Origin of the sequence: Bacillus infantis (assembly GCF_008180445.1) — a bacterium.
GTDB classification, from domain to species: domain Bacteria; phylum Bacillota; class Bacilli; order Bacillales; family Cytobacillaceae; genus Bacillus_AB; species Bacillus_AB infantis_B.
Map to the genome: position 1 here is coordinate 157,551 of NZ_VTER01000011.1, position 12,858 is coordinate 170,408.

General features: G+C 46.0%; 13 protein-coding genes and 1 other annotated feature. All 13 genes read left to right on the plus strand.

Translation table 11 applies throughout. From position 1 onward, the window contains the following. Positions 1-408 precede the first annotated feature (408 nt). A complete protein-coding gene (ytaF, locus tag FZD51_RS20180) occupies positions 409-1,044 on the plus strand; it encodes a sporulation membrane protein YtaF (protein ID WP_148976405.1) in 636 nt (211 codons plus the stop codon). A 21-nt stretch (positions 1,045-1,065) separates the two neighbouring features. Beyond that, positions 1,066-1,680: a dephospho-CoA kinase gene (coaE, locus tag FZD51_RS20185; RefSeq protein ID WP_148976406.1), complete on the plus strand. Its 615-nt coding sequence runs from the start codon at positions 1,066-1,068 to the stop codon at positions 1,678-1,680. A gap of 236 nt (positions 1,681-1,916) precedes the next feature. Beyond that, positions 1,917-2,948: a glyceraldehyde-3-phosphate dehydrogenase gene (locus tag FZD51_RS20190; protein ID WP_009791373.1), complete on the plus strand. Its 1,032-nt coding sequence runs from the start codon at positions 1,917-1,919 to the stop codon at positions 2,946-2,948. A 561-nt stretch (positions 2,949-3,509) separates the two neighbouring features. Continuing rightward, entirely contained in the window at positions 3,510-3,890 is a 381-nt protein-coding gene (speD, locus tag FZD51_RS20200) for an adenosylmethionine decarboxylase (protein WP_009791374.1), read from the plus strand. Positions 3,891-4,150: 260 nt separating this feature from the next. Continuing rightward, positions 4,151-4,552, plus strand: a complete 402-nt coding sequence (locus tag FZD51_RS20205; RefSeq protein ID WP_009791375.1) for a hypothetical protein — start codon at positions 4,151-4,153, stop codon at positions 4,550-4,552. Positions 4,553-4,657: 105 nt separating this feature from the next. Then, complete coding sequence (nrdR, locus tag FZD51_RS20210; protein ID WP_009791377.1) at positions 4,658-5,116, plus strand: transcriptional regulator NrdR; 459 nt, start codon at positions 4,658-4,660, stop codon at positions 5,114-5,116. A 107-nt stretch (positions 5,117-5,223) separates the two neighbouring features. Continuing rightward, the gene (locus FZD51_RS20215; protein WP_148976408.1) at positions 5,224-6,621 is read left to right on the plus strand and encodes a replication initiation and membrane attachment family protein; all 1,398 of its coding nucleotides are present in this window, start codon (positions 5,224-5,226) and stop codon (positions 6,619-6,621) included. A 12-nt stretch (positions 6,622-6,633) separates the two neighbouring features. After that, positions 6,634-7,560 carry a primosomal protein DnaI gene (gene dnaI, locus FZD51_RS20220; protein WP_148976409.1) on the plus strand — a complete coding sequence of 309 codons (927 nt, stop codon included), beginning with the start codon at positions 6,634-6,636 and terminating at the stop codon, positions 7,558-7,560. A 239-nt stretch (positions 7,561-7,799) separates the two neighbouring features. Then, positions 7,800-8,666: a putative sporulation protein YtxC gene (gene ytxC, locus FZD51_RS20225; protein WP_148976410.1), complete on the plus strand. Its 867-nt coding sequence runs from the start codon at positions 7,800-7,802 to the stop codon at positions 8,664-8,666. Positions 8,667-9,177: 511 nt separating this feature from the next. Then, positions 9,178-11,109 carry a threonine--tRNA ligase gene (gene thrS / locus FZD51_RS20230; protein WP_148976411.1) on the plus strand — a complete coding sequence of 644 codons (1,932 nt, stop codon included), beginning with the start codon at positions 9,178-9,180 and terminating at the stop codon, positions 11,107-11,109. 288 nt (positions 11,110-11,397) lie between these two features. Further along, positions 11,398-11,524 (plus strand) — a sequence feature (ribosomal protein L20 leader region). Between the two features lie 147 nt (positions 11,525-11,671). Further along, positions 11,672-12,175 carry a translation initiation factor IF-3 gene (infC, locus tag FZD51_RS20235; RefSeq protein ID WP_022544261.1) on the plus strand — a complete coding sequence of 168 codons (504 nt, stop codon included), beginning with the start codon at positions 11,672-11,674 and terminating at the stop codon, positions 12,173-12,175. Between the two features lie 16 nt (positions 12,176-12,191). Beyond that, a complete protein-coding gene (gene rpmI / locus FZD51_RS20240) occupies positions 12,192-12,392 on the plus strand; it encodes a 50S ribosomal protein L35 (protein ID WP_009796129.1) in 201 nt (66 codons plus the stop codon). 25 nt (positions 12,393-12,417) lie between these two features. Beyond that, entirely contained in the window at positions 12,418-12,777 is a 360-nt protein-coding gene (rplT, locus tag FZD51_RS20245; protein ID WP_009796130.1) for a 50S ribosomal protein L20, read from the plus strand. Positions 12,778-12,858 lie beyond the last annotated feature (81 nt).

Below are 12,858 nucleotides of genomic sequence, written 5' to 3' on the forward strand. Positions count from 1 at the left end.
CATAAGCCACGCAAGAATTAAAGGCAAAGAACGACTTTTATTCTTGCGCGTCTTATGCTTGTCGGCTCTGGGCAAGCCGCTTCCGCTTTTCGATTTGTCCAGCTGCGGGCGCTAGCCCCTCGAGTCATAAGCCAATCAGGCCAGAAGGTTAAAGAACAACCTTCCGTCCTGCTTGTCTTATGCTTGTCGGGGCTGAGCAAGCGCCCTCCGCATTTCGATTTGTCTAGCTACAGCGGCTAGAGCCTCGAGTCATAAGCCGCGCAAGAATTAAAGGCAAAGGACGCCTTTTATTCTTGCGCGTCTTATGCTTGTCGGCTCTGGGCAAGCCGCTTCCGCTTTTCTAATAACATTGGATTGGCTTCTTCCATATACTATCCTAGCGATTTACAGGAGGAAGGAGCATGATCTATGGTACACACACTCTCACTTCTTATGCTTGCATTTGCTGTCAGTCTTGACAGTTTCAGTGTTGGCTTGACATATGGGTTAAGGAAAATGAGCATACCCTTAAAGTCGATTTTAATCATTGCCTGCTGTTCGGCTATAACGCTTATAACAGCAATGACCATCGGCCATGTGATCGAGAGTTTTCTGTCACCTCAAGCTGCCGGGAGTCTTGGCGGAATTCTTTTGATTCTCCTTGGAGCCTGGGTCTTGTACCAGTTTTTCCGTCCGGAAAAATCAAAAGATGTTCTTCCCCATGAGAAAACGATTGTCAATTTTGAAATTAAATCATTAGGCCTTGTTATAAACATCCTGCAAAAGCCCATGGCTGCCGATTTTGATAAATCAGGCACGATTACAGGAATTGAAGCATTTATGCTGGGCCTTGCTTTATCTTTGGATGCGTTTGGAGCCGGGATAGGAGCCGCCATGCTGGGATATTCTCCCGGCTATCTGGCCGCTGCGGTGGCTGCGATGAGCTCGCTATTTGTTTTTGCCGGAATGAAAATCGGCACCATTTTCAGCCACAGCAGCTGGGTACAGCGCTTTTCTTTTATTCCTGGGCTTTTGCTGATTGTCATCGGGATCTGGAAAATATAACAAGGCCGGAAAGGATCGAATATGCCGTTAGTAATAGGATTGACTGGAGGCATCGCCAGCGGGAAAAGCACCGTATCCTCCATGCTGATGGAAAAAGGGATTACGGTCATTGATGCAGATTTGGAAGCACGGCTTGCAGTGGAAAAGGGAGAAGAAGCCTTTGACGGTATTGTCAGCCGCTTCGGAACCGGGATTCTGCAGCCTGATGGAGAAATTGACCGGGCAAAGCTCGGGGCCATCATTTTTCATAATGAAGAGGAGCGGCTGGCTCTTAATGCGATTGTCCATCCAGCAGTCCGCAAGAGGATGCTGGAAAAAAAAGAGAAGGCCATCCAAAAAGGGGAGCAGCTAGTAGTGCTGGATATACCGCTGCTGTTCGAAAGCAAGCTGGAACATTTGGCAGATAAGACATTGCTTGTTTATACAGATGGGGAAACTCAGCTGAGGCGCCTGATGAACCGTAATTCTTTAAGTGAGGAAGAAGCGGTGGCCCGCATCAATTCTCAAATGCCTCTTACTGAAAAGGTCAGGCTGGCAGATGCGGTTATTAATAATAATGGCACCATTGAGGAGACGAAGGAGCAGTTATCCGGGCTGCTTGATCTATGGCTGCCGGAGGAAAAGGGGAAGAGCTGATGCCTTCCTCTTTTTTATGTTTAAAAAAACAAAACAATTATAGTTTGTGCTTTGTTATTTCCGTTCATAAAATGCTTAAAGCTGATTATATTGAACTGAGGCCCAAAAACGTTATTCTGAATAATTATACTTTTTAAAAATGTGCACAATCAGGAGCACAAAAGGTTTTATATATGTTATACTAATAGTAAAGGTAAACAACATAAGTATAACACTTATTCGGAAGGGGCCGTATAATGATGGCGAGAATAGCGATTAATGGTTTTGGAAGGATCGGAAGAATGGTGTTCAGAAAGGCAATTATGGAGGAAAACCTTGAAATTGCAGCAATCAACGCCAGCTATCCTGCTGAAACTCTGGCTCATTTAATTAAATATGATACGAATCACGGGATGTTTGAAGGCGAAGTGATTCCTGAAAATAATGCAATTGTCGTAAATGGGAAGCGCATCAGGCTGCTGGCAAGCAGAGATCCCCTTGAACTCCCATGGAGGGACCTGGAGATTGATATTGTTATAGAAGCAACAGGCAAATTCAATTCCCGCGAAAAAGCAGCGCTCCATTTAGAAGCAGGAGCTAAAAAGGTTATACTGACTGCTCCGGGTAAAAATGAGGATGTCACCATTGTGATGGGAGTAAATGAAAGCGCATTAAATATATATGAGCATGACATCATTTCTAACGCATCATGCACAACAAATTGCCTGGCGCCCGTCGCAAAAGTGCTTGATGAAAAATTCGGGATCGAAAACGGACTGATGACGACTGTCCATGCTTACACAAACGATCAGAAAAATATCGACAATCCGCATAAGGACCTGCGCCGTGCACGGGCATGCGGACAATCGATCATTCCGACATCGACAGGAGCCGCCAAAGCCCTTTCCCTAGTTCTGCCCCAGCTGAAGGGCAAGCTTCACGGAATGGCCCTCCGTGTCCCGACGCCAAATGTGTCGCTGGTTGACCTAGTCGTGGACCTGAATAAAGAAGTGACTGCCGAGGAAATCAACGATGCCTTTGAAGCTGCCGCAAGAGGAAGCATGAGGGGCGTCCTGGATATTACAGAAGAGCCGCTTGTATCAGTCGACTTTAATACCAATGAACACTCTGCCATCATAGACGGCCTCTCAACGATGGTCATCGGCCCCAACAAAGTAAAAGTGCTCGCCTGGTATGACAACGAATGGGGCTACTCCTGCCGTGTCGTAGACCTCGTCAACTTTGTCGCAGGAAAAATGGCTAAACTCACAGAAGTAAAAGCAGGCTGACCATACCGGAAAATTGTAAGCTAATCATCTTTATTAAAGCATGCTTAATTTAGAAAACAGGGGTACGGAAGAACTCTTCCGTACCCCTTACTTTTATTTTTTTTGAATTCAGCTTGCCTTTTAAAATTTTTAAAAACCAGTTGATTGCAGTGGAAGGCACGAAGACTCCTGCGGGAAATAGCGGAAAAGTTGAGACGCCACAGCGCGGAGCGCGAGGAGGCTCAACTCCGCCCCGCGGAAAGCGAAGTGCCTGGAACGGAAATCAACCCCCCATACCTAAAGCAAACCCCTCCAAAAACCAGCTTTTTAAGGTTTATTCCAGTCTTTTTCCATCTATTATTCAAGACAAACTACACATCTAAAAAAATCAAAAACTCCTGTTGCAAAAAAAATATAAACAAAGTATACTATTCCTCGTGAACTTCTTGAATTTTGGCAGTGATGGCTACTTAAAGGGTTAGGACCTCTCTGGACTAACTTTCCCCCGTGGTAGTTATTGGCCAATAAAAATGAAGAAGCTCATTAATTCGCTTGTATTTTTAAAAAGGGGGAAATTTGAATATGGAAACAATGGGCCGTCATGTTATTTCAGAGCTATGGGGCTGCGATTTTGAAAAGTTGAATGATATGGAATTTATTGAGCAGACATTTGTGGGGGCTGCATTGAAGTCAGGTGCAGAAATCCGCGAAGTCGCGTTCCACAAGTTTGCGCCGCAGGGTGTAAGCGGAGTGGTAATCATTTCCGAATCTCATTTAACCATCCACAGCTTCCCGGAGCATGGCTATGCAAGCATTGATGTATACACATGCGGAGATCTTGATCCTAACATTGCTGCAGACTATATTGCGGAAGAGTTAGGCGCTCAAACGCGTGAGAATATCGAAATTCCTCGCGGCATGGGTCCTGTTCAAGTTAAGCAAGCTCAAGCAAACGCACTATAAAAATGACAAACTGATAAACTGACAAATCAAAGGGGTGTATCCGTACACCTCTTTTTATATTGGCCGGGAGATCAGGGAAGGCAGCATGATCTTCTCTAAAGATTAGATACTTTTTCAGCTATGGCAGCTGTACAGCTCCAGCTCCTGCACCCTCAAGATCACAAGAAGCTGCCGCAGAACGCGGCGTCCCGTTTTTGACAAGGCGCTGTCGCTTTTCTTGTGTTAAAATAAAGAAAAGTGATAACTCGGAGGATGAATGAATGTCAATTTTTCGGACAGTTTTCGGCCGCTTTCAAAAACAGTGTGAAACAAGTGAAAGCCATCGGGATGAGAATCTGCGCACAAGATACTATAAGGCCAGCTTTAATAAGGCTTTTGAAACCGCGGAAAACGTTCTGCGGAAGGACCCCAGCGTGAAAATGATCAGCTCTGCCAAAGAGCATGGAGAAATGGCTGCGGAAATTACCCGCGGCAAAAAGTACTTTGCCATTATCACCATTGTGTCTGTAAGGGGTATGGAGTCTGCCATTGATGTAAATATATCGACTGAGCAATTTTCTCCTGCGGGAGCATTACCTTCCCTGAAAAAGGAAATCACAGGTTTCTATAGCAGGCTGGATAAAGAACTTACATATCTGGGTTCCGGCAGGAATGCTGAATAGCGGAAGCTTGTACAGCTGATGTGTTTTTTATATGATAGAAACAGAATGGCCTTCGTGCAGAGAAACGGCCAGCAAGTACATGAATGAGGATACGGAGCTGATTGTATGAAATGCCCTTCATGCCAGAATAACAATACACGCGTCCTTGATTCCCGTCCGGTCGATGACGGCCGTTCCATTCGCAGAAGGCGGGAGTGCGAGAAATGCGGCTATCGCTTCACCACATTCGAGAAGGTGGAGGAAATACCGCTCATTGTCGTAAAGAAGGAAGGCACACGCGAGGAGTTCAGCCGCGATAAGATGCTGAGGGGCCTGATCAAGGCCTGCGAAAAACGTCCTGTTGCCCTTAAGGAGCTTGAAGAAGTGACATCTGAAGTGGAGAAGGAACTTCGCAGCCAGGGGGTTTCTGAAATAAAAAGCGAATTTATCGGTGAAATGGTCATGGACAGACTGGCCAAAATCGATGAGGTTGCTTATGTCAGGTTTGCCTCTGTTTACCGGCAATTCAAGGATATCAATGTATTTATCGATGAGCTGAAAGAATTAATCAAAAAAGAACAATGATCTTTTGGAAGTGATGCATTGAGATGCCTCCAGCCAGAGCCGAGCTAAAGACTGTCTTTGGCTCTTTTTTGGCTGGTTTCCTGAAGATCGCAGAAAGGTTGGCAGCTATGGCCCAGCATTGGCAAGAAATGCTTCCGATTGACCGCTATGCAGTGGCCGCGAGCGGTCTTTTGCATGATTATGACAGAAAAGTTCTGACTTTGTTGTATCAGCCCTTAATCGGGGCGTCCTGCCTCAGTCTATATATGACGTTATGGGCTGAACTGGAGGAAAACAGGCTCTGGTCTCAATCAAACAGCCATCACAGCTTGATGAATTTCATGGGGATGAATTTAAAGGAAATTTATGAAGCAAGACTGAAGCTTGAAGGAATTGGTCTTTTGAAGGCTTTTGTGAAAAATGATGAGGGCAGCCGCTCTTTTATATACGAACTGCAGCCGCCTCTGAGTCCGGAGCAGTTTTTCCTGGATGGGATGCTTAATATCTATCTATACCGCAAAATCGGCAAAAATCAGTTCCTCAGGCTCAAGCGCTTTTTCTGTGACCATGATTCCGGCGTGATGCAGGGTTATGATGAAGTGACTAAAGCCTTTCAGGATGTATATGAATCAGGCCATCCTGCAGCTTTCTCCCCTGACCGGGATACAGGAAAGGATCTGTCTCTTGAAGAGGGATTTACCTTCATAGGGAGAACAAGCCCTGAAGAGATAAAAATCGGAGGTTCATCCTTTGATTTTGAGCTGCTGGCAGCGGGGCTGAATGAATCTCTTCTCCCCAAGTCGGCGCTGACACCGAAGGTCCGGGAAGCCATCAGCAACCTGTCCTTCCTTTATGGGATTGATGCCCTGCAGATGAAAAACATCCTGATCAGTGCAATGACGGAAGATAATGATATCAATATTGAAGAACTGCGGAAATCGGCACGTGACTGGTATCAATTTGAGCATCAGGACCAGCTGCCTTCCCTGATAGACCGGATCCAGCCAGGCATCCATCAGGTTCAAGCCGCTGAGCCGAAAACACAGGAAGAAGAATTGATCAGATATATGGAGATCACTTCCCCGCGCCAGCTGTTAAAGGATATTTCCGGCGGGGCAGATCCCTCTAAAGGCGATCTGCAAATCGTTGAGGACGTTATGTTTCAGCAGAAACTGCATCCAGGCGTTGCTAATGTTCTCATTCAGTATGTTATGCTAAAAACAGATATGAAGCTGACGAAAGCATATGTAGAGAAGATTGCCGGGCATTGGGCAAGAAAACAGATTAAAACGGTTAAAGAAGCTATGGTGCTGGCCAAAAATGAACACCGCCAGTATCTGGAGTGGGCAGAAGGCAAAAAGGCGAAGCCTGCTTCAGCGAAAAAGCCGATCAGAAAAGAAGCATTGCCTGACTGGTTTGATGAGCAGCAGGAAGAGCAGCCGCAAAAAGCAGCGGCCGCCAATGACTCAGAATATGAGGCAAAAAGGCGGGCCTTAGAGGAAAGGCTTAAAAAGTATCGGAAATAAGGAGGTGGCAGCATGGAAAGAATCAATGAGACATTGAAAAAACTTGCAGGTAATGAAAGCTTTCAAAAGAGGTACGAGCAGCAAAAGAAGGAAGTTTTCTCCCATCCTGACGTAAAAGCTTTTTTGCAGGAGCACCGCGCAGAAATTACAGCTGAAATGGCAGAAAGGAGCATGATCAAGCTCTCGGAGTATGCCCGGCAGAGCAAGGAATGCAGAGAGTGCCCAAGCCTTGGGGAATGCAAAAATATGATGCAGGGGTATCATCCTGAACTGGTCATCAGGAGGGGGATCATTGATGTCCAATACAACCGCTGCCCGCGCAAGGTGATTCATGATGAACGGAAGAAAAATGAGAAGCTGATCCGGAGCCTGTATATCCCAAAAGAGATTGTCAACGCCTCCTTCGCTGATGTTTACCTGGATACCAGACTGGATGCAGTTGATAAAGCCGAAAGCTTCGTTGAGAATTATCAGCCGGGGACAAGGCAGAAGGGGCTTTATTTCTACGGGAAGTTCGGAGTCGGCAAGTCCTTCCTGCTTGGTGCAATCGCCAATGAGCTTGCCAAGAAGAAAATCTCGTCCATGATCGTCTATGTCCCGGAGCTTTTAAGGGAAATGAAAAGCAGCATCGGAGATTCGACCTTAAATGAAAAGCTTGAGGCCATCAAGCGCGAGCCGATCCTGATGCTTGATGATATTGGCGCCGAAACGATGTCCAGCTGGACAAGGGATGAAGTGTTAGGGCCGATCCTGCAGTTCAGGATGCTGGAGAACCTGCCAACCTTCTTTACGTCCAATTTTGATATGCAGGGGCTGGAGCATCATCTGACCTACAGTCAGCGCGGTGAAGAAGAGAAAATGAAAGCGCGCCGGATTATGGAGCGCATCCGCTACCTGTCTGAGCCTGTCCTGGTTGACGGTCCGAACCGCCGTGTATAAAGAATGAATCTGAAAACTGCCTTGGGAAAGGCAGTTTTTATTTTTCTCCAAAATCCATTCCCCCAATATGTCCGGTTTTTTATCCCTGTTATGCTCCGCATCTGCTTCTAAATTGTACAAGTTTCCCATATACATGGAATCAGGGATATTAACGAAGGAAGCCGTATAGGTAAGGAGAGGATATCTCCCGGCGCTTGCTGCAGCTTCGAATATTGTTTAAAAAACAAGGGGGGATATGATTGATTGAAATCATTTTCCAGAATCAGCAGGATGCGAGGAAACTGCAGGGTCTCCTGGAGCTTGGACTGTCATCCTCTAATATATCAGCACATCAGCTTAAAGACGGGTATACTGTTCAGATTGAAACAGGCGGATTGCAGGAGACGGCAGACCTGGTAAAAAGGGCGATGACACATTTTATTATAGAAACTAAGCAGGATGACTGGTTCCGAAGGATTCTTTCGGAGCAGTATTTTTATGAAGATGAGGAAGAGCAGCAGCAGATATTGGAAATTATCCATTCTATCCTGGAGGGAAACAGGGATGATTTGTCTGCTTTTCTGGACGGTCCTGGACCGGAGGAAAGCCTTAGCCTCGCAATTGAAGAATTAATGACAGGGGACATCTCTTCGTTTTCGTTCGACTCTTTTGTAAAATTCCGCCTCCGCCCGATGATGGACCAGCTTGAACGATATGCAGCACTTTCCATAGATGAATATAAAATGGAGCAGGAATATCAAATGTTCATTCATATGCTGAGGGATTTCCTGAAGGGCAGGGCCCCTAAGCGCAGTGCTGTCCATCTGGTGATGGGGGAGGAAACTGCTTTTTATGATGGCGGGCTGATTGAAATCAAGCGGGCTGAGCTCTTGAAGATGGTTGACCGCCGTTTGCTTTTTAACCATCCTGTATACGTAGACTCCGTTACGATCGCCCCGCTCCTTTCAATGGCACCGTCAGCCATTTACCTTTATTCTGATGAACCAGACTGTCCGCTCGCCAGGACCGTCCGAAATATTTTTGAGGAAAGAGTGGTCATCCAGCCTCTTGAGGCCTTTATAGAACTGAAGAAAATCCTCTCTGCAGCAGGAAGGGAGAAAATCTGAAATCCCTTGATTTTTCCAAGATAAACTACTATAATAACGTACATAATAATTCAAACACCACAAATGTAGCGACGAGGACAAGGGTATTCATTACGGTTCAAAGAGAGGGAAGCCAAGGCTGAAAACTTCCCAGCACGGATGAAATGCTTACCGCCTCCGAACAACAGCCAGGAAAAGGACGATGACGCTAGAGTGACGAAGAAATTCGCCGCTTATCATTTCTCTCCTCTTTGACCGATGAGAAGCAAGAAGGTCAAGGATGCAAGGGAGGGAGCGCCGGAGCGTATGGGTTATACGTGAGGACGCGAGTGAGCGCAGCAGACGAAGAGATTCGCCGCTTATCATTGGCCAAAGTATTGGCTGGCGGGCATGGGACCGTTATATCCCTCACTAAGCCGGACTGCGTGTTTTTTGCGTCTGGGAATTTGGGTGGAACCACGTGTTAAATACAACTCGTCCCTTCTTTAGGGACGGGTTTTTTGTTTTTTTAAGCACATAAGGAGGAATTTTCATGTCAGAATTAATTAATTTGACTTTTCCGGATGGAGCAGTAAAGGAATTTCCGAAAGGAACATCTACAGAGGATGTGGCTGCATCCATCAGCCCGGGATTGAAGAAAAAAGCACTGGCCGGAAAGCTGAACGGCATTATGTACGATCTTCGCAGGCCAATTGAAGAAGATGGTTCCATTGAAATCGTTACACAGGGCAGCGATGAAGCGCTTGAGGTTCTTCGCCACAGTACAGCCCACTTAATGGCACAGGCCATCAAACGCCTGCACAAGGGCGCCAAATTCGGTGTAGGCCCTGTCATTGAAGGCGGATTCTATTATGATGTGGATCTTGAAGAATCACTGACTCCAGAAGATTTGCCCCTGATTGAAAAAGAGATGAGCAAAATCGTCAATGAAAATATTGATGTGCAACGAAAAGCAGTAAGCCGTGAGGAAGCGGTGGAATTCTTCAAGGAAATCGGCGATGAGTACAAGCTTGAGCTGATTGAAGCGATTCCGGAGGGGGAAACTGTCACTCTTTATGAGCAGGGTGATTTTACAGACCTTTGCCGCGGTGTCCATGTGCCTTCCACAGGCAAGATCAAGGAATTCAAGCTGCTCAGCATTGCCGGCGCATACTGGCGCGGAGACAGCGACAATAAGATGCTGCAGCGCATTTACGGGACAGCATTCTTCAAGAAAGAAGATCTGGCAGAACATCTGCGCCTGCTCGAGGAAGCGAAAGAGCGCGACCACAGGAAGATCGGCAAAGAGCTTGATCTGTTCATGACTTCGCAGAAGGTCGGACAAGGGCTGCCGATGTGGCTGCCGAAGGGTGCAACCATCCGCCGCATTGTCGAGCGCTATATCGTTGATAAGGAACAGCGCCTCGGCTATGAGCATGTATATACGCCAGTTATGGCAAATGTTGAGCTTTATAAAACATCCGGCCACTGGGACCACTACCAGGAAGATATGTTCCCTGTCATGGAAATGGATAATGAGGAGCTTGTCCTCCGCCCTATGAACTGCCCGCACCATATGATGATTTACAAAAACAGCATCCACAGCTACCGCGAGCTTCCGATCAGGATTGCCGAGCTTGGCACCATGCACCGCTATGAAATGTCCGGTGCACTGTCAGGACTGCAGCGTGTGCGCGGGATGACGCTGAATGATGCCCATATTTTTGTGCGCCCGGACCAGATCAAGGAAGAATTCAAGCGCGTCGTCCACCTGATTCTCGAGGTATATAAAGACTTCAACATTGAAGATTATTCATTCCGCCTGTCTTACCGCGATCCTCAGGACACAGAGAAATACTTCAATGACGATGAGATGTGGGAAAAAGCACAATCCATGCTGAAGGAAGCGATGGACGAGCTTGGCCTTGACTATTATGAAGCAGAAGGCGAGGCAGCATTCTACGGCCCTAAGCTTGACGTGATGGTAAAAACAGCGCTTGGCAAAGAAGAGACCCTTTCCACTGCCCAGCTTGATTTCCTTCTGCCTGAGCGCTTTGATCTCTCTTATGTCGGAGAAGACGGGAAGCAGCACCGCCCTGTCGTCATCCACCGCGGTGTCGTCTCCACGATGGAACGCTTTGTAGCTTTCCTTATCGAAGAATATAAAGGGGCATTCCCGACATGGCTGGCACCAGTACAGGTACAGGTGATCCCGGTTTCCCCTGATGCTCATTTCGATTATGCGAAAAAGGTGCAGGAAGAGCTTCAGGCTCAAGGCTACAGGGTGGAAATGGATGCCCGCAATGAGAAGATCGGCTATAAAATCCGCGAAGCACAGATGCAAAAGATCCCTTATATGCTCGTTCTTGGGGACAAAGAAGTTTCAGATAATGCGGTAAATGTCCGTAAATACGGCGAGCAGAAGTCTGAGACCATGTCATTTGACGTGTTCAAGGATGCACTGAAGGAAGATACAGTGAGATAACAATTTTTACAGGGAGGCTTCGGCCTCTCTTTTTAATAGTTAAACTTCTTTGTTAGCAAAGTTGATTTTGGGCTCATTCGTGTGAATATCTGGCTAATGAGCCCAAAATCAACAACAATGTTTAATTCAGCCATTAATTATAACGATTAAGAAAAAATATCCGCGAAAACTATTGCAAGAAATCAATTTCTTTGATAGAATTCAAATCGTTGTGATAAAAACATCTATTCGTTTGACACGAAATTATCATTTGTGATATAGTTACTTAGGTAAATTGAATACGGCTTTGAGGAAAAGAAGAAGCACCCGCTTCTCACCTGGCTGACGCAAAGAGCAGTTGGCAGGTTTTACTGAAACAGCTTTTAACTTGTCGTTTCGTAAGTGTGGGTGATTTCATCCGCACTTTTTTATATGTCTATAAAGCTCTATGAAGTAATATTGTCAGTGTCATGCTGGATGCAGCGTGGGATTCGGTGCAGGTTCTGCAGCTTTGAGCTGCTCTTGACTCAGACGTTGTATTCGCACAAAACCTTGGAGGTGGCTAACTATTAGCAAACAAGATATGTTGTTAAACGAGGGCATCCGCGCCCGTGAAGTTCGTCTAATTGACCAAAATGGCGAGCAATTGGGAATCAAGTCCAAGAATGAAGCGCTGGAAATTGCTACACGCGTAAATCTTGACGTTGTTCTTGTTGCGCCAAATGCTAAACCTCCTGTAGCCCGTATCATGGACTATGGAAAGTTTAAGTTTGAGCAGCAGAAGAAGGAAAAAGAAGCTCGCAAAAACCAAAAGATTATCAATATCAAAGAAGTTCGCTTAAGTCCGACTATTGATGAGCATGACTTTAATACAAAGCTGCGAAATGCAATTAAGTTCCTGGAAAAGGGCGATAAAGTAAAAGCTTCGATCCGATTCAAAGGTCGTGCGATTACACATAAGGAAATTGGTCAGCGTGTTTTAGTCCGTTTTGCGGAAGCCTGCAAGGAAGTTGCAGCTGTGGAATCACATCCGAAAATGGACGGACGCAGCATGTTCATGGTCTTAGCACCTAAAATCGACAAGTAAAGAGGGGGAATTCCACATGCCAAAAATGAAAACTCACCGCGGTACAGCTAAGCGCTTCAAGAAGACTGGTTCAGGCAAACTGAAACGTTCTCACGCTTACACTAGCCACTTATTTGCTAACAAATCAACTAAACAAAAGCGTAAGCTTCGTAAAGCTGCGATTGTTTCCAAAGGCGATTTCAGACGCATTCGCCATATGCTAGACAACATTAAGTAATTTCCGAATATAGGAGGGAAAAGATATGCCACGTGTAAAAGGCGGTACAGTTACTCGCAAACGTCGTAAAAAAGTTCTTAAATTAGCCAAAGGTTATTTCGGTTCAAAACATACATTATATAAAGTTGCTAACCAGCAGGTTATGAAATCATTAATGTATGCATACCGTGACCGTCGCCAGAAAAAGCGCGACTTCCGTAAACTATGGATCACTCGTATCAATGCGGCTGCCCGCATGAACGGTCTTTCTTACAGCCGTTTGATGCATGGCCTTAAGGTTGCAGGCATCGAAGTGAACCGCAAAATGCTTGCTGAACTTGCAGTTGCTGACGAAAAAGCATTTGCAGAATTAGCTTCTGTTGCAAAGCAGAACCTGAGCAAGTAATAAGGCTGAGGCCTTCAGAAAGCCATTCTCGCTATGAGGATGGCTTTTTTCAATAATATGACTATACATAAAGGGGCTGGC